Annotated in this window: 22 protein-coding genes, 2 tRNA genes and 1 pseudogene; 20 read left to right on the forward strand and 5 right to left on the reverse strand. The window is 41.4% G+C overall.

Annotated elements, in window-relative coordinates:
- Positions 1–32: 32 nt before the first annotated feature.
- On the reverse strand, positions 33–308 hold the full coding sequence (locus AC6F33_RS01210) for a hypothetical protein (protein ID WP_500777555.1): 276 nt from the start codon (positions 306–308) through the stop codon (positions 33–35).
- Positions 309–499: 191 nt separating this feature from the next.
- On the opposite strand from AC6F33_RS01210, the gene AC6F33_RS01215 reads away from it, so the two are divergent.
- The 4 genes from AC6F33_RS01215 to AC6F33_RS01230 are packed head-to-tail and all read left to right on the forward strand — an operon-like array spanning position 500 to position 3,388.
- Positions 500–817, forward strand: a complete 318-nt coding sequence (locus tag AC6F33_RS01215) for a hypothetical protein (RefSeq protein WP_223362358.1) — start codon at positions 500–502, stop codon at positions 815–817.
- Positions 814–1,458: a RadC family protein gene (gene radC / locus AC6F33_RS01220; RefSeq protein ID WP_500777556.1), complete on the forward strand. Its 645-nt coding sequence runs from the start codon at positions 814–816 to the stop codon at positions 1,456–1,458. Before AC6F33_RS01215 ends, radC begins: the two co-directional genes overlap by 4 nt.
- Before the next feature lie 51 nt (positions 1,459–1,509).
- The gene (locus AC6F33_RS01225; RefSeq protein WP_500777557.1) at positions 1,510–2,487 is read left to right on the forward strand and encodes a DNA methyltransferase; all 978 of its coding nucleotides are present in this window, start codon (positions 1,510–1,512) and stop codon (positions 2,485–2,487) included.
- Entirely contained in the window at positions 2,480–3,388 is a 909-nt protein-coding gene (locus AC6F33_RS01230) for a DNA-methyltransferase (protein ID WP_500777558.1), read from the forward strand. The genes AC6F33_RS01225 and AC6F33_RS01230 overlap by 8 nt, the downstream gene beginning before the upstream one ends.
- Positions 3,389–3,411: 23 nt before the next feature.
- Here AC6F33_RS01230 and AC6F33_RS01235 read toward each other — a convergent pair whose 3' ends face one another.
- Positions 3,412–4,146: an MvaI/BcnI family restriction endonuclease gene (locus tag AC6F33_RS01235; protein WP_500777559.1), complete on the reverse strand. Its 735-nt coding sequence runs from the start codon at positions 4,144–4,146 to the stop codon at positions 3,412–3,414.
- Between the two features lie 175 nt (positions 4,147–4,321).
- Between AC6F33_RS01235 and AC6F33_RS01240 the strand changes: the two genes are divergently transcribed.
- The 4 genes from AC6F33_RS01240 (at position 4,322) to AC6F33_RS01255 (ending at position 5,620) form a co-directional block, all read left to right on the forward strand.
- On the forward strand, positions 4,322–4,657 hold the full coding sequence (locus AC6F33_RS01240; protein ID WP_500777560.1) for a hypothetical protein: 336 nt from the start codon (positions 4,322–4,324) through the stop codon (positions 4,655–4,657).
- Positions 4,658–4,707: 50 nt separating this feature from the next.
- Positions 4,708–5,289 carry a GIY-YIG nuclease family protein gene (locus AC6F33_RS01245; RefSeq protein WP_500777561.1) on the forward strand — a complete coding sequence of 194 codons (582 nt, stop codon included), beginning with the start codon at positions 4,708–4,710 and terminating at the stop codon, positions 5,287–5,289.
- Between the two features lie 177 nt (positions 5,290–5,466).
- Positions 5,467–5,541 (forward strand) — tRNA-Gly (locus AC6F33_RS01250).
- Between the two features lie 6 nt (positions 5,542–5,547).
- Positions 5,548–5,620, forward strand: a tRNA-Ala gene (locus AC6F33_RS01255).
- A gap of 166 nt (positions 5,621–5,786) precedes the next feature.
- On the opposite strand, the gene AC6F33_RS01260 is transcribed toward AC6F33_RS01255, so the two are convergent.
- The 3 genes from AC6F33_RS01260 to AC6F33_RS01270 form a co-directional block, all read right to left on the reverse strand.
- Positions 5,787–6,980 (reverse strand): Acg family FMN-binding oxidoreductase, encoded by a 1,194-nt coding sequence (locus AC6F33_RS01260; protein WP_500777562.1) that lies wholly within the window; start codon positions 6,978–6,980, stop codon positions 5,787–5,789.
- A complete protein-coding gene (locus AC6F33_RS01265; RefSeq protein ID WP_500777563.1) occupies positions 6,977–7,630 on the reverse strand; it encodes a TetR/AcrR family transcriptional regulator in 654 nt (217 codons plus the stop codon). The genes AC6F33_RS01260 and AC6F33_RS01265 overlap by 4 nt, the downstream gene beginning before the upstream one ends.
- Positions 7,631–7,837: 207 nt before the next feature.
- The gene (locus AC6F33_RS01270) at positions 7,838–8,035 is read right to left on the reverse strand and encodes an aspartyl-phosphate phosphatase Spo0E family protein (RefSeq protein ID WP_255749338.1); all 198 of its coding nucleotides are present in this window, start codon (positions 8,033–8,035) and stop codon (positions 7,838–7,840) included.
- A gap of 271 nt (positions 8,036–8,306) precedes the next feature.
- On the opposite strand from AC6F33_RS01270, the gene sigW reads away from it, so the two are divergent.
- The 12 genes and pseudogenes from sigW to AC6F33_RS01330 all read left to right on the forward strand — a co-directional run bounded on the left by sigW (position 8,307) and on the right by AC6F33_RS01330 (position 20,487).
- A complete protein-coding gene (sigW, locus tag AC6F33_RS01275) occupies positions 8,307–8,885 on the forward strand; it encodes an RNA polymerase sigma factor SigW (RefSeq protein ID WP_255749339.1) in 579 nt (192 codons plus the stop codon).
- A complete protein-coding gene (locus AC6F33_RS01280) occupies positions 8,882–9,265 on the forward strand; it encodes an anti-sigma factor family protein (protein WP_255749340.1) in 384 nt (127 codons plus the stop codon). Before sigW ends, AC6F33_RS01280 begins: the two co-directional genes overlap by 4 nt.
- A 162-nt stretch (positions 9,266–9,427) precedes the next feature.
- Positions 9,428–10,246, forward strand: coding sequence for a diadenylate cyclase CdaA (gene cdaA, locus AC6F33_RS01285; protein WP_255749341.1), 819 nt, complete (start codon positions 9,428–9,430; stop codon positions 10,244–10,246).
- Positions 10,239–11,528, forward strand: coding sequence for a CdaR family protein (locus AC6F33_RS01290; protein WP_255749342.1), 1,290 nt, complete (start codon positions 10,239–10,241; stop codon positions 11,526–11,528). The genes cdaA and AC6F33_RS01290 overlap by 8 nt, the downstream gene beginning before the upstream one ends.
- A 116-nt stretch (positions 11,529–11,644) precedes the next feature.
- On the forward strand, positions 11,645–13,000 hold the full coding sequence (glmM, locus tag AC6F33_RS01295; protein ID WP_255749343.1) for a phosphoglucosamine mutase: 1,356 nt from the start codon (positions 11,645–11,647) through the stop codon (positions 12,998–13,000).
- 556 nt (positions 13,001–13,556) lie between these two features.
- A complete protein-coding gene (gene glmS / locus AC6F33_RS01300; RefSeq protein ID WP_480948088.1) occupies positions 13,557–15,362 on the forward strand; it encodes a glutamine--fructose-6-phosphate transaminase (isomerizing) in 1,806 nt (601 codons plus the stop codon).
- Between the two features lie 865 nt (positions 15,363–16,227).
- On the forward strand, positions 16,228–16,485 hold the full coding sequence (locus AC6F33_RS01305) for a transposase (RefSeq protein WP_500777564.1): 258 nt from the start codon (positions 16,228–16,230) through the stop codon (positions 16,483–16,485).
- A 427-nt stretch (positions 16,486–16,912) separates the two neighbouring features.
- Entirely contained in the window at positions 16,913–17,242 is a 330-nt protein-coding gene (locus tag AC6F33_RS01310) for a hypothetical protein (RefSeq protein WP_500777565.1), read from the forward strand.
- 72 nt (positions 17,243–17,314) lie between these two features.
- A protein-coding gene (locus AC6F33_RS01315) for an IS3 family transposase (RefSeq protein ID WP_500777566.1) occupies positions 17,315–18,429 on the forward strand; the annotation gives its coding sequence in 2 pieces (ribosomal slippage) (positions 17,315–17,567 and positions 17,567–18,429; 1,116 coding nt in all).
- 34 nt (positions 18,430–18,463) lie between these two features.
- A pseudogene (locus tag AC6F33_RS01320) lies at positions 18,464–18,658 on the forward strand (matrixin family metalloprotease); the annotation flags it as partial.
- 89 nt (positions 18,659–18,747) lie between these two features.
- The gene (locus AC6F33_RS01325; protein ID WP_500777567.1) at positions 18,748–19,398 is read left to right on the forward strand and encodes a hypothetical protein; all 651 of its coding nucleotides are present in this window, start codon (positions 18,748–18,750) and stop codon (positions 19,396–19,398) included.
- 306 nt (positions 19,399–19,704) lie between these two features.
- The gene (locus tag AC6F33_RS01330) at positions 19,705–20,487 is read left to right on the forward strand and encodes an alpha/beta fold hydrolase (protein ID WP_480948084.1); all 783 of its coding nucleotides are present in this window, start codon (positions 19,705–19,707) and stop codon (positions 20,485–20,487) included.
- The last annotated feature ends 302 nt before the right edge of the window (positions 20,488–20,789 follow it).

Consider the following 20,789-nt stretch of genomic DNA (forward strand, 5'->3'; position numbering starts at 1 on the left):
GTACACAAGGTACCAAAACGCCTTTTGGATGTTCAATCTTTATGTTCAAGTTTGCGCATGATAGGCTCAAATTCCTTTTCCCAACGAGCATGATCTTCAATCGATTTCTTAAGCTTTTCGCCACTTTCACTAACTATTTCATTTATTTCATCCAACTTATTTTCAATAGAATCAAAGCGGCTATCAATAGAATTGAAACCACCATCAAATTTCTTATCAATAGAGTCAAACTCGCTTCTCATAGACTCTCTGAATTGTTTTAACTCGTTGAGGATAAGTTTCAAAGCTTTGGTCACATCTCCGGTCATATCAATCGCTCCCAGGCATCTGTTTAAACTTTATATTCATAGTATATCTGAATTATTATCGTTCGTGTACTCAATTTTCGAGATTGAAATCAATAGACAGAAAATTTAAACAAATAGTGTACGATGATCAACAAACTATTTATAATTATAAATGTGAGAGATGTAAATATATTCCAGATGGAGGGAATGAAATGGATCAAGAGTTTTTCTTTAGCTGCTTTGACAAAGAGGTGAGATTTCTAGAAGAGTGTCAAATTGATGGAATTCGGCCAATGCCGTACATCCTAAGTGATCTCTACTGCGACAGCGATCCAGAAGTTACGATTATCAGTAATGATCTTTACGAATTTACCTTCTTCAAAGCAACCAATTTAGCAGAGATTCACACAAAGACATCCAACAAAAATATCTCATCTTCTGTCATTAGAGATCTCATTATTATCGATCGATCTAGACGTAGTATTGAATACAATCTTACCAAAATTCTTCAATTGGAGGCATCAAAATGAACGATCACTACGAGTTGGCAAAGGAAGAACTTTCGTTCTATGGAAATGAAAACACATCACTGCAAAATATATTGGCCGTGCTCATTGGACCGAAAGCAAGTCCTTCAATTACTGGGGAACTTTCAGGACTCGGTGTTGATCGTTTAGCAACATTGAGCATTGGAGAGTTGAAGAAATTTCAAGGCATTGGTGAGACAGCAGCGAAACGAATTAATTCAGCATTTGGGCTCGCTTTTAAGATCAGAAAGTTCAGCAAGAAAGAGAGCTTCACAATTAGAAGTCCTCAAGATGCTGCTGATTATTTTAGTGATTTGGAGCAAGCAGAACAAGAATATTTGGATGCAATATACCTGAACACGAAGAATGCAGTGATTAGTAGAAAGAATATCTTCAAAGGCTCTCTTAATTCATCCATTGTTCACCCAAGAGAGGTATTTAAAGAAGCAGTTAGACTGAGCGCGGCATCAGTGATTGTTGCCCATAATCATCCAAGTGGTGATCCGACTCCGAGTACAGAAGATATTGATGTGACTAAAAGGCTTGCTTCTTGTGGAAAAATGATTGGAGTTGATCTATTGGATCATATTGTTATAGGAAAAGAGGGGAAATATGTATCTTTAAAAGAAAAAGGGGATATTTAAGTCAACTTTTATGTAGAAAAACAACAGAAGATAACATAAATCGCCATAATTGTGATTTTAAAAACAGGTACTTCATTTGTTATAATGTTTGAAGATGGGAAAGTAGGTGGTAGAATGGGTGATAACTGTATAAATGAAGACAAATTAGATTTAAGGATGGGATACGAAAGGACATGCGACTGCTCTTCAAGTCACATTAATTGCTTAACTGCCAAAGAATGGTTAAAAATGCAGTTAGGTGTTTGGAGATTTCAGTATGAAAAAAGAGATATTCGCGATAAGAACCTACATCCTGCAGTGTTTCCATTGTCTCTAGCTGCAAGGTGTATTAATCTATTTACTCATAGGGGTGAAGCGGTATTAGACCCGTTTAATGGTAGTGGAACAACACTAGTCGCTGCCCAGGACTTAGATAGAAATGCCATTGGTTTTGATCTTAAAAAAGAATATATAGAGTTAAGCAAGGAAAGATTAATCGGAAATACTAACATGTTTAATTTTTCTAAGCAAATACCAATATTGGATGATGCACGAAAAATTAATGAGTATATTAAAGACGAAACTCTTTCGTTAATTTTAACTTCACCTCCATATGCAAACCTATTGAATCATAAAAGAACTAACAAGAGTAGAAGAAATAGAAAAAATGAGCAATATTTGAAAGTCGAACAGTATAGCCAAGATTCTAGAGATTTAGGAATTTTAGATGTAGATAAGTTTTCTGCTGCTTTTACAGAGATCTTTTTGAATCTCTACAAACTGTTAAAACCTAATGGGCATTGTGTAATTAATGTGTCTGATATTTGGATGGATAATACCAGAATACCTCTACACATTACTGTCGTTGAAGCTATGCAGAGAGCAGGATTTGAATTAAGAAATACAATAATTTGGGATCGAACGAATCTAGTTAATGGGATTGGAATATTTGGATGGCCATCAAATTTCATAACGATGGGAACCACGTTCGAATATATTTTGCATTTTCGTAAGCCAAAAGTGAAGCAAGGTGGTATTGGTAGTGATTAATCAGGACATCGTGAAAAATGTAGATTGTAGAGAAATAGTTAATAATATACCTAGAGAGAGCATAGATCTAATTGTAACTTCTCCCCCATATTGGGCAAAACGCGTTTATAATGGTGAAAATGAACTTGGAACCGAAGCAACTCCGGAGTTATTCGTAAAAAATCTAGCTGATTATTTTGAAGATTTTAGACCTTATTTAAAAAAAGAGGGAAATCTTTTTATAAATATTGGTGATACGTTTTTTGGTTCGGGAGCAGGGGCTTGGAAAAAATACGTTGACAAAGAAGGCCATGTGACTCAAACACAAAAAGAAAGAAAAGAGAAGTTTTATACGACTAAGCCATTACAACCTAAGATCAAGCAAGATGGAAAATTATATCAAAACAAACAGCTTCTTCTGATTCCATCTCGATTTGCAATAGAAATGCAATCAAGGGGATGGATTTTAAGAGATGATATAGTTTGGAGAAAACCAAATAGGATTCCTGCCAGTGTAAAAGATAGATTTAACAACACATATGAACATGTTTTCCATTTTGTTCAGTCAAACAAGTATTATTTTAATCTTGATGAAGTTAAAGTAATTGGTGCTAATGGAAAACCTAAAAATCCAGGAGATGTATGGAATATTAAAACTCAGCCTCTTCACGGAAATCATACTGCAACCTTTCCAGAGAAGTTAGTGGAAATATGTATTAAATGTGCTTCTCCAAATAATGGAGTAGTATTTGATCCATTCTTAGGATCGGGTACAACGTGGATAGTAGCGAATCTTTTAGGAAGAAAAACAATTGGATCAGAGATTAATAAGGAATTTTTTGAGTATGCTCAAAATCGTTTTAAAGAGAGTATAAAAAATTCAAACGATCAGGAATCATTATTTGGTATTGATTATGTATAAAAAAAGGGCTTACAGGCCCTCTTTTACAATACTTGATGAAAACTTTTATACAATTTTGGTAGCTTTTTAGTTGAAATTCTCCAGTGAGGGCCTCGATCATGCATGGATTTACTTTTATCAGCAGGTTGGTCAATACAAAGGTCCATGACAAGGAATCCGCTTGTTACTAGTTGATTGAGGGTATTTAGGTTTTGAAATAAGAAGGCTTTTACAAAATGAAATTGCTCATCGACAGTGTTTGCTTTACCTTTTGTGTCAGCAAATACGAGTATCATGTTCTGTGTTTTTTCCAAGTTCAGTTTCCAAGTTGAGAGGTAACCATCATCTATGTGGTGTAATTCAACAAATCCTTCTTGCTCATCGACTGGGACAAGCTTGAACCCTAGGTTGTTGTATCTAGATCCTTTGACCGTGGTGAAAAGTTTGATCTTATCAATTTCTGGATGACGTTTTGATTGCCTGACGTAACCATATCTCTCAAACAAATCTTTTGTAGACATTCCTTTAATCGGTTTTTGGTGACCAAGGGTTAAATTACTTTTATTCTTACGATTTCTCATCGCTTTCAATTCGAAAGTACCGCCTAAATCACCGAGTTTAAGATTGTTTTCTGAAACATTAAATTTTCGTTCTAGGATTTGTCCGACTACGCCATCGTCATTTCTGTATCTATCTTCGGGGATGGGAATGTAGCCCAATTCCTTTATTTCAGCTAGTCGATGTTTGATTTTGTCTTCTGTCCACTCAGCTTCTGACATTTAAGAGCATCTCCTTTTTATGGTTACCGTCTTGGACCAATAAATATTATAGCATATTTATCCATTTTTTAGATATTTGGAACTACTACTTTTAATTAGAGTTAATTAAGCCGATCTAATTAATAAAATATTGATTTTATAACACACAAATAATTCTGATAAGGAGGTTTAGTTTGTGGAAGAAGAGGTATTATTGCTGAAGATACATAAGGCTTTAAAAGAAGGAAAAGATTATTATACAGCTATCCGTGGAAACTGGAGATTATTGTCGAAAAGATTGCCCTATATTCAATATGCCATTGGGGTAAGTGGTGGAAAGGTGATGTGCGCTTATCATTCAATGTCTTGGGAAATTGTTCAAGATGGTCCTGAAAAGGGAAGAAAGCGATTTACAGGTAAAGAAGTGACACAAGAAGTTTTGAAGAAGTTCCAGAATGCTGAAGATAAGATGTATACGAAATTTGGCAGTGGAAGCGCGGTTGCCTATATTTATCTTTCTGAACTTCAATAAGCTGTTTACAAATCACCAATCCCAGATAGAAGTAGGGTGAGGTGATTTTTATGTACTACATCTATCATTGGTACAATATCGAAACTGAAGAAGTGTTTTATGTCGGATTGGGTACGGGCAACCGGCGCTATCAGGTCAAGAACAGAAACAAACTATTCAAAGCGTATTATAGGAAGAACAAATGTGATGTACGTGTTTACAAAGCTGATCTTTCCTATGATGAAGGAAGACAACTGGAAATTGATCAAATTAAAGAGCTGAAGCCTTGTTGCAACATGACCAAAGGCGGAGAGAAAACAGATGGTGCCAAAATATCTAAGGCGCTCACCGGAAGAACTCTGACTCAGGAACATAGGGACAATGTATCAAAAGGCATTCAACAGTGGTACAAAGAAAGAGCTGCTGAAGGGAAACGGACAATCAATGGAAGAAAAGTGGCGGTTCTTGATACAGATATGAAGGTTGTCCGAACTTTTGACGCAAAATATAAGGTCGGTATTTGGTTGCATGATGAACTCGGTTATGGACATAATTGGAGATCAGTACAAAGAAATGCTGACAAGCACTTCAAGACAAAGATGCTGTTTGATGATAAATTCTACTTTGTTGAAATTCATGTTGACAAGCATTAACTGATCATTTATACTGTGTCTTGTGACGTTAAAACGGATGCTTTTGGAAGTGCCTGATATAGAGGGCATTTCAAGGCTTTAATTTTCGGGTGAGATTCAGGTTCTAGTGCCCTTTACGGGGCGTGGAGGTTCAAGTCCTCTCATCCGCATTTAATTAATTTTATATTTGTTTGTTTTGCGGAAGTAGTTCAGTGATAGAACATCACCTTGCCATGGTGGGGGTCGCGGGTTTGAATCCCGTCTTCCGCTCCATTATATGGGGCCTTAGCTCAGCTGGGAGAGCGCCTGCTTTGCACGCAGGAGGTCAGCGGTTCGATCCCGCTAGGCTCCATCAAAGCTTTGTACATACGGAAAAGGGATTTTTGCTTAAGAGCAAAAATCCCTTTTTTGTATAACAGGGAACAAAAATAGTAGTAGTCATTAGAAATTAAGGAGGTTCGTTACAATGAACTTTATTATATTCTGGTTGCTCAACAAATTTTTCCAATTCCGTCTTATTAATTACGAACCAACTCCATAACATCCCGGCGCATGCTTTGCGGAACATTTTTCGTTGGTGTTCCGATTCGGACAAGCATTTGGATTGTTTGTCCTTTTGGTGCGTAGCTATGGTGAATGCCTGTATACTGCGTGTTCATTTCAGAGTATTCTTCCAACGCTTGGCTGACCGGCTGTGCGGCGAGACCGAGGCTTGCGGCGGTCAGCGTCAGTCTGCTGTAAATCATGCCGCTTTTGACCTGGCTGGCACGACTATTATCATCGGATGAAATCATGGCATATGCGGGTGTGTGCTCAAGCGCCGCCTTGGTCGATTGAATCATGAGATCAGATGAAGCCTTCTCATTATTAAGGGAAGGAAAAAGTGTGATCAGGCCCTGCATAAAGTAGAGCTTAAGGCCGGATGTGCCTTGACCTTCAAATGAAAATCCATAACGCATTTTGTTTTTTTGCGATTCATTCGTGCGGAAGATGGCTCCGGCTTCGTCCATGACGCGACGAGTATCTGCCTCGACTATTGCACTGTCCAATGCGAATTTTCCAAGTGCTTTCACGTCGGCCTTGTCTTGATAAATCTTTGTTTCAATTTTGTTGTTATTGAGAGCCTCCAGGGCATCAATCTGTGCTGAACTCAGTTTTGTCGATTTGTACGGTTCTCGGTTTGTGTCTGGAATATAGATGGCGTGAAAAAGGGGATTATGCTGCGGTTTTGCTCGTTTCAGGGTTATTTTTGCAACGGGTTTGACGGACATACTTTGTGTGAGCTGCTGCTCATTATAGGAACCTTCGGGAAACAGGGCAATGGTTGCAGGGTAGCCGATCGATTGACCCGCGACCGCAACGTAGTCCAAAAAGGTGCCCTGCGTCACCATCATTTGGCGCGCATAAGGATCGGCTTTCGGCGACATTCTGCTTGCGTCTGCATAGAGGTAGAACGTCATGGGATCGGCTTTGTCGAGCTTAATGATCCAAGGCTGCATGTTATGTCCGTTGGCGGCGAGAAGTCCGTAGGCAGCCAGTCGAATACGCGGGTCTTTGAAGTGGTCGGCGTAATTTTTGTCCCATGGCTTCAGATACGTTTGATTCTGAAACAAACCACCGGCTAGAAGGATGGCAGCGAGTGCCAGCAAAATGAGAGTGATGAAGCTCGAAATGCTGATGATAATCATTTTTTTCACGCCTTTTCTTTTCACTTAAGGGCACCTCCGTGGTCATTGCGAATGGACCGGATGATCAATTCAAAAGCGTTGTTAATGAGCGTTCTGGATGATAGGGAATGGCAGTTCTCCAAGTAATTCGTTTTCAGCTTTGCCGTGTTCAAGACTCCGCTCATACAAGACCATAAGATAAGGGCTGTTTGTTCGGAATCCAAATCGTTACGGAACACACCTTCCTTCTGTCCTTCTTGAATTAAGAGTGCCAGCCTCTGAAAAACGACCTCACCGAGCGCGTAGCATTCTTCTTTGGAGGAATCCGGTACACCTTTTTGGAAATCGGCAGCGCTGTTCTCATATGAAAAGATGGCTGTGAAATACTCCGGGAAGCTTTGGCTGAACTGATAAAAGGTATCCGCCATTTGTTTAAGACGCTCAATGACGCCTAACGTTTGATTTTCGTCATCAAGCATAGAGATCAGCTGTTTATAACCGCAAATCATGATCTCAAAATGAATCTGTTCCTTACTATTAAAATACATGTAAAGTGTGCGTTTGCTGAAATGCGCTTCACGACACAGGTCGTCCATGGTTGTACGGTCATAGCCTTTGGAAAAGAATAGGTGTTCAGCAGCGTCGATGATGGCTGTTCTTTTCTTTTCCTTCTGCAGTGTTCTTTTTGATGGCAAAATATCGCTCCTGATCACATAAAAGTAAACTGTTGGTTTACTTTTATTGTTAAATAAAAACTTGCTCCTGTCAAGAGGAACAAGCCGCTTGTTTGTTTTAGAAGGCTTGAATTATGTTATAATTTTAATGTCTGCAGACTGCAGGAAGTTTTTTGTACAAAAAAAGCATAAAAGATTAAAGATAAGCGGTATCTAGTATAAGAAAAACTAAGGCCTAACCGGAGCTTGAAGACTTGACCTCGTCAAATTCTGTCTTCGGACGAGCCGATCATACTGATTCAATAATTGATCAAGATGATGGCTCATATGCTGGATTTCCGGCGAGGTAAGCGGTTGATAACGAGCAGCTTGTGACATCACATTGCGCAGTGCTTCGATTTTTTTGATGAGTTCTTGCTTGTCCATATGTTCCACCTCCAGGCTTCGGTTCTTGCTTAACTATTGAATTACCCCAACAGAATTTTTTCAAACGAGCGGCAACATTTGACGGATTGACGGCCGGATCCTTCGTTTTTAAGACGAATAACAGCTCATGAATAAAGTGATAAATAAGCCCTGTCCAGCGAATAACTATATGAATTCAAGAACAGACTGTTTGCGAAAAAGCCTCATGACATCAATGAAACTTGGTACGAATGAAATGCGTAGTAAATAATGCTTCAAATGAGAGGTAAAAATGGATCAAAGTGAGAAGCGACTGATTAAAAAAATCAGAAAAGGGGATCAGCAAGCATTTGCCGAGCTTGTGGAACGGTATAAAAACAGCGTGTTTGCCATCTGCCTGCGCATGGTCGGTAATGCTCAGGAAGCTGAGGATTTATCCCAGGAGGCGTTTATACGCGCCTATAACCATATCGATCAATATGATCACGAACGAAAGTTTTCAACCTGGCTGTTCCGAATTGCGACGAATCTGTCTATTGATTTTTTGCGGCGCAGAAAGAATGTTGTCTCGCTTGATGCTGTCGTTCCAAGTACGGAAGGTCTTTCACTGAATGCAATGCTGCCTGATGAAGGTGAACAGCCGGAAGATCGGATCGTGCGCAAAGAGACTGAAGAAATGGTGCAAGGTGAAATTAAGAAGCTGCCTGAGAAATATCGCTCGGCAGTCGTCTTAAAATATATTGAGGATTTGAGTTTGAAAGAAATCAGTGAAATTATGGAAATACCGGTCGGTACGGTTAAGACGCGCATTCACCGTGGCCGCGAAATGTTAAGAAAAAATATGATGGCTGAAGGGGGAGGGCGAGCGTGAGTTGCGCCAGTAAAAAATATGTATCTTTAATGAATAAGGTCCTGGACCAGGAGGCAACCGAACAGGAGAAACAGGTATTGTTTGAGCATCTTGCCACTTGCGATGAGTGCCGCGTTCATTTCAATGAATTGAATGATTCAACTGAATTGCTGCGCAGGCTGACCCACCCGCAATTGCCGGCCGCTTTTACGAAAAGTGTTTTAGATCATCTGCCGCCTGACAAGCGGAACGTGATTCGCAAATGGGGAAGCCGTCATCCGGTTCTGACCACGGTTGCCATCTGTGCGCTGCCGATGTCGCTGGTCGTGATTGGTGCCAGACGCCAGACAAGAGACAGAAGCGGCTATGCACTTGTAAAAGTATCGGGCGATCAGACCTGAGACTGCCTGTTCATTTTTTTGAACGGCAAGTCATAAGATAAGAAAGACGAGCCGATGCGCTTATTAATTTTTCGAAAATTAGGTTTACACCAAGGATATACAGAAACAATAAGATTGTCGGCGCGGGTAGAGAACTACGGCTGATTTGGAGGATGAAAAGCCATGTCTTTGTGGACTCATTTCAATATTCTAAACTACTTGACAGATATCATTGACGTTTTGATTGTCACCTACGTGATTTACAAAGTGATCATGATTATTCGAGGCACAAAGGCAGTTCAGCTGGCGAAAGGCATTCTTGTCATCATCGCAGTGTGGTTTCTGAGCAGCCTTTTGCAGCTGCGGACGCTGGAGTGGATTTTGAACAATGCCATTACCTATGGGTTGTTCGCAATCATCGTCATTTTTCAGCCGGAATTGCGTCGCGTGTTGGAACAACTCGGTCGAGGACGTCTGTTCTCTAGAGGTGTCGTAGTTGAGGAAGAACATAAACAAATGGCGGACGCGATTGTCAAAGCGTCCTCTTATATGGCAAAGCGCAGAATCGGAGCGTTGATGTCCATTGAACGCAAAACAGGACTTAATGATTATATTGAAACAGGAATTCAGCTTCATGGGAACCTAACCCCTCAACTGCTGATTAACATATTCATTCCGAACACGCCACTGCATGATGGTGCGGTTATTATTCGTGGCAACGAAGTCGTTGCGGCAGCGTGCTACCTGCCGCTCTCGGAGAGCCCGTTTATTTCGAAGGAACTTGGGACAAGGCATCGAGCGGCCATGGGCGTCAGCGAAGTAACCGATTCTTTAACCGTTGTTGTGTCTGAAGAAACCGGGGGCATCACGGTGACGAAGAACGGAGAAATGTTCCGCGAGATCGGTGAGGAACGCTTGAAAGAAATGCTCCAGCATGAACTGGATGAATCGGAGAATCAGCCGACCGTTCGCTGGAATTGGAGAGGTAAGCACAATGGATAAACTTTTGAATAACAATTGGTTTGTCAAAATTGTATCCTTTGTCATGGCGCTTATGCTGTACGCCATTGTATCATCGGGCGACGGTACATCATCGGGAAGCCCTTCCAATGTGGCTGTGAATCCGTCACAGCAATCGGCAGTGGTGACACAAAAGCTGTCTGTACAATATAATCAGAACAAGTATGTGGTCAGCGGGGCGCCGCAGACGATCAGTGTCCGTCTGACCGGCTCCAATGAATCAATTCTGAAGGCAAAATTGCCGAGCACGAAGAGTGCATATTTGGATCTGACGGATATGAAGCCGGGCACCTATGATGCCCGCGTCCAGACACGCGGCTTTCCGTCAGGGCTGACTGTCCGCCCGACTCCGAAGACTGTTCGGGTAACGATTCAGAAGAAAACGAGTAAAGAGCTTCCGGTTGCCGTTGATATTATCAATAAGAGTTCGGTTGCAGACGGTTACGCAGTTGGTGATCCGGTTATTGACACTCAGAATGTCACAGTTACCGGCGGTGAAGACTCCGTGGACTCGATTGCGTTCATTAAAGGCGTAATTAATGTTAAAGACGCGAATGCAACGATGGATAAAATGGTTACGCTGCATGCATACAACAGCAACGGTGATCAAGTGAATGTGACGATCAATCCTTCATCGGTTCATGTTCGCGTGCCGATTGATAAAGTGTCGAAACAATTGAGTATCAAGGCAGTGACGACGGGTACGCCGGCTAAGGGATACAGTGTTTCATCGGTCGAACCCTCTGCGAGCGATGTGACCGTAACGGCTCAGGATGCGGCAGCACTTAGCCAAATTACAGCACTCGATCCGTTGTCTGTGTCTGTGGATGGTTTAAAAAAGAACAAGACGTTCTCGGTAACAATTCCTGTTCCGTCAGGGGCAAGCAAAGTAGATCCGGAGAAAATAGATGTTACGGTTCATATTGTTAAAGAAACAGCGGCTGATAGTGACGAAAGCAGCAGTTCCGATTCTGGTTCAAGTTCAAGTACGGACGAACAAACGAAAAAACTGACGAATATTCCAATAAAGGTAACCGGGCTTAAGGATGGCTTGAAAGCGACCTTCAGCAATGAAGATCATGTAAGCGTCTCGGTAACCGGCCCTTCTCAGGATGTCGATCAATTGTCCGAAAGTGATGTCCAGGCGCAGGTCGATTTGAGCGGATTGGATGCGGGTGATCATCAGGTTACTGTTGCAGTTAGCGCAGCGGACGGTTTAACTGCAAAGGCAGATCCGAAAACGGTGAACGTCAGCATCAGTTAACGGTTCACGGCCTGTTACTTTTTGAGGGGTTAGAACATCCCTTTGACAGAATGCGGCACGGAGTTTACAATAAAGCGGCGGAATTTGGACGAGGAAAGATAGGAGCGATCGAAATTATGGCAAAGTACTTTGGAACAGATGGAGTCAGAGGTATTGCAAATCTCGGCTTGACACCTGAATTAGCTTTTAAATTGGGGCGGGCAGGCGGTTATGCATTAACGAAGACGACTGAACATCCGAAGGTTCTGGTTGGCCGGGACACGCGTATTTCCGGATATATGCTGGAAGGCGCGCTGATCTCCGGACTATTGTCTATCGGCGTTGAAGTGATGCGTCTTGGTATTATCTCAACGCCTGGCGTTGCCTATTTGACGAAGGCGATGGACGCAAGTGCCGGCGTGATGATCTCTGCATCGCATAATCCTGTTGCCGATAACGGCATCAAGTTCTTTGGCAGTGACGGATTTAAGCTGAGCGACGAGGTTGAGGAAACCATTGAAGCATTGCTGTCTAAAGAAAAAGATGATCTGCCAAGACCAATCGGCGGTGACTTAGGCACATCCAGCGACTATTTTGAAGGCAGCCAAAAATATCTTCAATTTTTGAAACAGACGATACAGGAAGACGATTTTTCCTCGCTCAAAATCGCACTCGACTGTGCCAATGGATCGACGAGCTCGCTCGCCCCGCATCTTTTTGCTGATCTGGAAGCAGACATTGTCACAATAGGGACATCACCAAATGGTAAAAATATCAATGAAGGCGTCGGCTCGACACATCCGGATGCTTTATCTGCACTTGTTGTGGAAAAGGCAGCCGATTGCGGACTTGCATTTGACGGCGATGGCGACCGCTTGATTGCTGTTGATGAGCTGGGAAACATTATTGACGGCGATAAAATTATGTATATCTGTGCTACCTATTTGAAATCAAAAGGAATGCTGAATAAAGATACATTGGTAACGACCATTATGAGTAATCTTGGCTTGTACAAGGCACTTCAAGCGGAGCAAATTGAAACAAAACAGACGAAGGTCGGCGACCGTTACGTTATGGAAGAAATGCGCGCCGGCGGTTACTCACTTGGTGGTGAACAATCGGGACACATCATCTTCCTTGAACATTCGACAACGGGAGACGGAATGCTGACAGCTCTGCAGCTGGTCAGCATCTTGAAAGCCAGCGGTAAAAAGCTGTCCGAGCTTGCCGCCGGAGTACAAACATATCCGCAAAAATTGGTCAACATCCATGTTGCCGACAAATTCCATGTAACGGAAAATCCGGAGGTCGCTCAATCGATCAAGGATGTTGAGGCCGATATGGCCGGCGACGGACGCGTTCTGGTGCGACCTTCAGGTACGGAGTCACTTATTCGTGTAATGGCTGAGGCACCGACTGAGGAAGCATGCGATGCTTATGTCGACCGAATTGCTCAAAAGGTTGTTGAAGCAGTTGGCGGCGAAATTCAATAAAATAAGACGAAATAAACCAGCGGTCAAAGTCTCCACTTTTGGAAAATAATTTTTCTGAATTTGGGCGGGCATTATGATCGCTGTTTCTGCGAATTTATAACTGTTTGCCATTTTCAACTGAGACGGGAAAAGATGACCATAGAAAATTTAATCCCGTGGTTGCCGGACATGGCTTTGCTGAATAGATATATTGAGTAAGAAAAAGAATCCCACTTCGAAGAAGATTGACGCACAGATCAGATTAAAGTAGTATGTGGGTAACTCGAGAAGGAAAGCGAGGGTCGGATAACTGAATATTAAGCGCCTGGACTATTCTCTCGAACGGAGATTTACGGAATAGTTGACGAGGAAGAGGTTTATCGAAGGATTCGGCGGATACCTCTCGGAATGCTTGCAACCGTTAGCACGCGCACAAACCAGGAAGGCAACTTTCTGTACAGAACCCGTGCTGCAGGCACATAGGCAATAAAAATAAAAAAAACAAGTGGGGCAAGACTGCCCTATCTGATGAATAGAACATCTTTGAAGCACCTTGCCTCACAAGGAGGACTATCCTATGTGTGGTATTGTAGGCTATATTGGCAACGAAGATGCACGTGACATTTTACTTAAGGGACTCAGCAATCTCGAATACAGGGGCTATGATTCAGCAGGAATCGCGCTTTTGAATGCAGATGGTGTCCATGTTTTCAAGGAAAAAGGACGGATCGCCGTTCTTCGTGAATCCGTGGATCCTGCCGTTCACGCAACGCTTGGTATCGGTCATACACGCTGGGCAACACACGGCGAACCGAACAAGCGCAACGCGCATCCGCATCAGAGTGCTTCAGGCCGATTCACCCTTGTTCACAATGGTGTAATTGAAAACTACAGTCAGCTGAAGGCAGAATATCTGTCCGACGTTACCATGAAAAGCGAGACGGATACCGAAGTCGTTGTACAGCTGATCGAAGTTTTCGCAAACGAAGGTCTGAGTACGGAAGCAGCTCTGCGGAAAACGCTGAAGCTGCTTGACGGCTCATATGCGATTGCACTGGTTGACGCGGAAGACAGCGACATGCTCTATGTAGCGAAGAACAAAAGCCCGCTTCTGATCGGACTCGGAGATGGCTTCAATGTCGTAGCAAGTGACGCGACAGCGATGATCCAGAAGACGAAGCAGTACGTTGAGCTGATGGATGAAGAAGTTGTCGAATTGACTCGTGACAGCTACACGATCATGGATCTCGACGGCAACAAAAAGACGCGCGCGCCTTATACGGTTTCCTTCGATGCGCATGACACGGAAAAAGGTGCTTATGCTCATTATATGTTGAAGGAAATCGACGAACAGCCGGCCGTGATGCGCCGTCTGCTGCAGGAATACAGCGGCAAGGACGGAGTCGTTACGCTTGATCCGACGGTCACGAAGGCCGTCAGTGACGCAGACCGAATCTACATCATCGCCTGCGGCACGAGCTATCATGCCGGACTCGTCGGCAAGCATCTGCTTGAGACCGTTGCCGGAATTCCGACCGAAGTGCATATTTCGAGTGAATTCTCCTATAATATGCCGCTTCTCTCGAAGAAACCGCTGTTCATCTTCATCTCGCAGAGCGGCGAAACGGCCGACAGCCGCGCCGTACTCGTCAAGGTGAAGAAACTCGGCTATCCGACACTGACCATGACGAATGTCGAAGGCTCGACTCTATACCGCGAAGCAGATTACAAAATGCTGCTGTTCGCGGGTCCGGAAATCGCTGTTGCATCAACCAAAGCATACACAGCTATGATCGCCGTCTTTGCGTTTATCGCCGTTGCTTCTGCTCAAAAAACAGGCAAGAAGCTCGATTTCGACCTTGTTCATGAGATGAGCATTGCCGCACAAGGCATGGAGCAGATGATTGACGAAAAAGCGCTGCTGAAGGAAGTCGCACGCGAATATCTGTCGATCACACGAAACGCCTTCTACATCGGTCGCGGACTCGACTACTACGTCTGCATGGAAGCCTCTCTGAAGCTGAAGGAAGTTTCCTACATCCAAGCAGAAGGTTTCGCCGGCGGCGAGCTCAAGCACGGCACCATTGCCCTGATCGAGGATGGCACACCGGTCTTCGCTTTTGCGACCCAGAAAAATGTCAACAACAACATTCGCAGTAATGTTGAAGAGGTAGCCGCTCGCGGCGCCCACACGTGCATCATCAGCATGGACGGAGTCACGAATCACGCGGAAGACCGCATCGTGCTTCCGAAAGTGCACCATGCCCTGACACCACTTGTTTGCGCAGTTCCTCTGCAGCTGATCGCGTACTACGCAGCCCTGCAGAACGAATGCGACGTCGATAAACCAAGAAACCTGGCCAAATCGGTTACGGTGGAATAAAAAATAGGAACAGGCAAGTACACAAAATCGTGTACTTGCCTGTTTTTTATAAAATGTTTCCTGAGGATGATCTTGTTACGCAGTAAAGACGGACTGGCAATTATAGAGCGGGAAAAGTTAAACAGGTGAATCGATTATCTAGCAGGTGAGGCGGTTATTCAGCAGGTTAACGATTTATTTAGCAGGTGAGGCGGTTATTCAGCAGGTGAGCTGGTAATTTAGCAGGTGATCGATTCAAATGCATTTTATGCAACTCCAGGCTCCTTCCTAATTAGCATTTTCTAATAGTCGTTTGTATTATTTTGGCATATTTTTTAACCATGAGGTTTAAAAACAACAGTTGATAAGAGTTTATAAAAAAGCGAGTTTTAATCCTGCCAACAGTCTTTTCTCTCACTTTAAGGCTTGAATCCTAAGTAGGGGATGGATCAGTCGCTTGTTGTGTCTGTGAAGCTCTAAGGCTTGCTGTCCGTTTATGCGGAGATTGCTTAGGCCACTTTTATATATCACAAAGTTATCGTATGATTTAATTTTTCACATACCAAAAAAAATCATTTTGTCGACAGATTACGACAGATTTTTTTTTTTTGAATAATATAAAATGTTTCTAAGCATTAACATTACTTTTTTATTGACCACAATAAAAAAGGTCCACAATGTAATAATGCCTAAAAAACTGTCCAAACATGCCTAGAAGTTCAAAAATCTCTTAGACTCATAAATGAAGTGTAGAGAATACGTTGGGGGGGGGTTATGGCAAAAAAGCTAAAATGAACTATTTCCAGAATCATTTCTAGTCAATCTTCCTGTGAATTCTACTTGATTCAGAACAAATGATCCAATAGCTTTACCTGTCCTGTCTGCGATGTGCACACTTTTTATCAGGACAACTGAGGGAGGCAAACGTAGACGGGGAACCAAAAAGGCTACGTTGGTCGTTGGGCTGATCCTCAATACCAAAGGTCATCCGCAATACGCCAAAATACAAAGAGTTCTCAATGTCCAAGGCAAAACGCTCAGATTACTGACAGAAAATTCGCTTAAATTTGACACGATGATCCATACGGACGGTTTTAGTTCCTACCAGGTCTTGTTGGGGAGAGGTGTAGGTTTAGGGGATTAAATTTGCTCCCAAAAGTAATCGGGATCATCTCTATTGGTTGCAAAACATGATATCCAATGCCAAAGCAATTATGAGGGAACTTACCATGGTCTAGACAAGAAACAAATTTAGGCCCATCGCGATGAGTTCAGTTACCTATTTAATCGTCGACACTTTGAAGATGAACTTTTCCATCACCTACTTTCTAACTGCGTAACCACATTAACGGTCACCTATCATGAGCTAGCGGGATAATCAGAATTGATTATTACCTATTAATGTTCATTGTTATATCGAAATTTTCCAAGGGGTTGTTAAGAAAAGTCAGAGTTTCAAACTCAATATCAAGTATTCATACAAAACCTATAACAGCAAGATTTTCCATCGAATAGTACATTTTTATTATTCAATTATTTAACTTAATTAAACCTAAAGGAAGGGTTGTTACATGAAAAAAATTCGCCAATTAATCTCCGCACTAATAATTCTCGTTGGGCTCACATTCTTCTTTTCTTTATCATTTCCTGAGGAAACTTATGCTGCCTCATCTAGCATACAGAATTGGAGTTTAATCGACAGTGGACTTCATATGGACTGGGGTGGATCTACTTCATATTTGAGTTATTTTAAAAGCGGAGTCAACACATGGAATAATTATATAGGTAACAAAATCAGACATGATACAGATTGGACTATTAAAGATGTGACGTTATCCGATATATATATAGTAAATGGCACTAATGCAACCACATACCAATATGGAGAATTGAATGGATAGGTTACACTTAATTGGACGAATAAGTTAAGGTCATGTACACTTGGTTCAAATAGACCAAGGGAGACCGGAAATATGAAACGGGAACGGAGAACTTTCTCAAAAGAGTTTAAGGAACAGATTGTTAGTTTGCATGCTTCAGGAAAACCGAGACATGAAATCATCAAAGAGTACGATCTCACGCCTTCGGCCTTTGATAAATGGCTTCGTCAACATGAGACGAGCGGTTCCTTCAAGGAGAAAGATAATCGTACGCCGGAACAGGAAGAACTTATTCAACTAAGAAAAGAAAACCAAAAACTAAGAATGGAGAATGACATTTTAAAACAAGCCGCGCTGATCATGGGACGAAAGTAGATGTGATTCGTCAGAACCGTCACAAATACTCGGTATCAGCAATGTGCGACGTCCTACAACTTGCTCGCAGTACGTACTATTACGAGGCCAATGTTCGTGAACAACAACAGGTCAATCAGGAATTGACAGATCAAATCGTTAAAATCTTTAAGGATAGCCGATCGATTTATGGACAGCGAAAAATCAAAAAAGAACTAGAGAAACAGGGAAAACAAGTCTCACGGCGAAGAATCGGGCGGATCATGAGGGAACAAGGTCTGATCTCGAAATATACCATCGCTCAGTTTAAACCGCACAAAACAGGATGTAACGAATCTCCAATTGGAAATACGTTGAATCGTCAATTCCGCCAGGAGAAGGAGCTGAAGGTGGTTGTCAGTGATCTGACCTATGTCCGCGTGCAGCAAAAATGGCATTATATCTGTGTCCTCGTTGACTTATATAATCGAGAGATTATTGGTTATAGCTCAGGTCCGAATAAAGATGCCAAGTTAGTCTATCAAGCCTTCACCACTGTGAAAAACGATCTAAATCGCCTTGAATTATTCCATACGGATCGAGGTAACGAGTTTAAAAACAAGTTAATTGATGAGGCATTGGAAACGTTTCAAATCAAACGATCATTGAGTCACAAAGGCACACCGTATGATAATGCCGTTGCGGAGGCGACATTTAAGACCATCAAAACTGAATTCATTAGCGGGCGTGTTTTCCCTAACCAACACGTTCTTGATCTTGAATTATTCGATTATGTAAACTGGTTCAATAATATTCGCATCCATGGCTCACTAGACTATCTAACACCGACTGAATACAAGTTACAACACCTTTAAAAATTTGTTTGATTTAGTGTTGACATACCAGAAGTTTAATAAATATAATATGGATCAATTATCAGGAACAAGAAAACAAAATGTCGCAACGCATGAATTAGGTCATACGTTGGGTCTTGCACATAATACATCCAAAGATATTATGTATAAATACGATACTACAAGAACCAGTCTAAGTGCAAATGATAAAGCATCTTATGATCGGTATTTTTATGTAATTACTCATTAAATTAAATCACGGAGAGAATATTGAGCAGTACTTGAGCTGAACAGGGATGACTATTAACTTCAAAACTAATAATACGAGGAGGATTATTTATGAAGAAATACAATTACGCAATTCTTCTTATCTTTATACTTGTTTTAACGGGCTGCTCAGATAAATATACATTTAAGGATGGAAGATCATTCCCTGTTAAACGTGTAGAAGGCTCTTTTATCATTAATCCAGATAATGAACGAGCACTTGTTGGTTATGCTGATTACGTATTTGTTGGCTATGTAAACGAGCAATTAGATACGGACTTTAAGAATCCTGTTGAAACAGAAACTAAGGACGGTGGAACAAAGACCGTTGCAGATCCATTTACAAATTATAAAGTAACTGTGATCCAAAATTTAAAAGGTGAGCTTATCACAAACCAAGAAATTCCTATTGTAAAAGAAGGTGGATTAACTCAAGATAAAAAGAATGTTCAGCTCTATGAAAACGACACACTTCCTGTGGAAGGGAATTATTATACATTTATCGGATATGCACAACCGGACGGTTCACTATTAATATCGGGACCAAATTCGAATAAAGAACTAACAAAAATTAATAGTCTTCCTTCTGTAAAGACATCCTCGCTCATAAATAAAGTGAAGGCAGATGATCAAGTACTCAAAATTAAGAAAGCTGTTGACAATCAAATTACAAAAGACAGAAAACGATTTACCTCTAAATATGAATCAAATAAAAAGAAATAGTTTGTTTAACATCAATGATTGATCTGAAAATTGAAAAAGAAAATTTTTATCTATGATATTGAAAATTACAATGCCGATCTAATGATTTTTGATTACTATGCGAAAAGGGTGAAGTGATCTGATGCAGATCTCTCACTCTTTTTGTATGCCTTTAATGAATACTGTCACAATTGGATTGATATTAGGCAAGCATAATCCTTTTTTCGTTATAAAGGTGAATTTATAATTGTAATAAAAATTATTACAAATTTTATAAAAATGATTCTTACAAGTTAACTCACTACATAAACGAAAGGAATGATGAAGTTGGCAGTATTATCCACCGACAAAACCACCCAGATTTGTTATGAAGAAAAGGGAATTGGGAATCCGCCTATTTTATTAATACACGGTGTAACAAGTAGCCGCTTTACATTTGAGTATGAATTTGAGTGGATGAGTCAAGAACATTTAGTCATACGTTATGATTTACGGGGACATGGTGACTCATCCAAGCCTGAAAGGTATACACTTGACGATCATATCCATGACGGAATTGAGCTCATCACCCGATTGGGTCTCCGGAATGTCATACTTCTGGGCGAGTCTCTGGGAAGCTACATCGCACAAGGGATTGCAATTAAACGACCTGATTTGTTATCAAAGCTGATCCTTGTTGTCCCGGCATCACATGGTGAAGGTTCATCCTATGGCAAATTACAAAAGGAACACGCCAATGAATTAGTTGGCAAAACAAGCGAAGAAGCATTTAAGATTTTATCTAAATATATCATTCATACACCATCAAGATTTGATCCAATCGTAGAGCAGACGTTAAACTATGATCATCTGACTCCTGCTCAAAAACAAGCGGCGACGAAATCAATCACGAAATTTGATTTCCGAGAAGAACTCACAAAAATAAAACTGCCCACACTTGTAATTAGTGGAAAGTTCGATATTTTGAATCCGCCTGACTTGGGAAAAGAAGCTTCTGATCTAATTCCAAATGCACAAATCATTGAATTTGACCATGAAGGTCATTTGCTAAGACTGGAAAATCCTGAACATTTTAAAAAGGTCATAAGTAAATTTTTAAATGTAAGTTAAACAAATCAATGTAACAAAATTCACGACCCATAACATTCTGTTTAACCACCGACAATCATGTGCACATGCATTGACTGAGATGTTTACCAATTGAAAGTGTTCCAAAAGATCACGCCATAAAGTATATTTAATGTAACTTGTGGCGTGTTTTGTATTTCCACTGATCAGAGGTCAGAAGGCTGAACATAAAAGCTCATGGACTAAAATTGAGTGTACCAAGTCTATGGGCGAAAGTACACAGAATCAATAGAGAAGAGGGATTTCTGGGTGTGATCGAAAAAATAGTATGGTGGATCCAATAC

This window comes from Sporolactobacillus sp. BBK16-2, from assembly GCF_059878335.1.

What these genes read in the sequence shown, in the direction of transcription:
- AC6F33_RS01245 (WP_500777561.1), top strand. Translation starts at nt 4,708, where the DNA reads ATGTACTACATCTATCATTGGTACAATATCGAAACTGAAGAAGTGTTT.
- glmM (WP_255749343.1), top strand. Translation starts at nt 11,645, where the DNA reads ATGGCAAAGTACTTTGGAACAGATGGAGTCAGAGGTATTGCAAATCTC.
- AC6F33_RS01325 (WP_500777567.1), top strand. Translation starts at nt 18,748, where the DNA reads ATGAAGAAATACAATTACGCAATTCTTCTTATCTTTATACTTGTTTTA.
- AC6F33_RS01305 (WP_500777564.1), top strand. Translation starts at nt 16,228, where the DNA reads ATGTGCACACTTTTTATCAGGACAACTGAGGGAGGCAAACGTAGACGG.
- AC6F33_RS01310 (WP_500777565.1), top strand. Translation starts at nt 16,913, where the DNA reads ATGAAAAAAATTCGCCAATTAATCTCCGCACTAATAATTCTCGTTGGG.
- AC6F33_RS01270 (WP_255749338.1), bottom strand. Translation starts at nt 8,035, where the DNA reads ATGGACAAGCAAGAACTCATCAAAAAAATCGAAGCACTGCGCAATGTG.
- cdaA (WP_255749341.1), top strand. Translation starts at nt 9,428, where the DNA reads ATGTCTTTGTGGACTCATTTCAATATTCTAAACTACTTGACAGATATC.
- AC6F33_RS01235 (WP_500777559.1), bottom strand. Translation starts at nt 4,146, where the DNA reads ATGTCAGAAGCTGAGTGGACAGAAGACAAAATCAAACATCGACTAGCT.
- AC6F33_RS01290 (WP_255749342.1), top strand. Translation starts at nt 10,239, where the DNA reads ATGGATAAACTTTTGAATAACAATTGGTTTGTCAAAATTGTATCCTTT.
- sigW (WP_255749339.1), top strand. Translation starts at nt 8,307, where the DNA reads ATGGATCAAAGTGAGAAGCGACTGATTAAAAAAATCAGAAAAGGGGAT.
- glmS (WP_480948088.1), top strand. Translation starts at nt 13,557, where the DNA reads ATGTGTGGTATTGTAGGCTATATTGGCAACGAAGATGCACGTGACATT.
- AC6F33_RS01210 (WP_500777555.1), bottom strand. Translation starts at nt 308, where the DNA reads ATGACCGGAGATGTGACCAAAGCTTTGAAACTTATCCTCAACGAGTTA.
- radC (WP_500777556.1), top strand. Translation starts at nt 814, where the DNA reads ATGAACGATCACTACGAGTTGGCAAAGGAAGAACTTTCGTTCTATGGA.
- AC6F33_RS01215 (WP_223362358.1), top strand. Translation starts at nt 500, where the DNA reads ATGGATCAAGAGTTTTTCTTTAGCTGCTTTGACAAAGAGGTGAGATTT.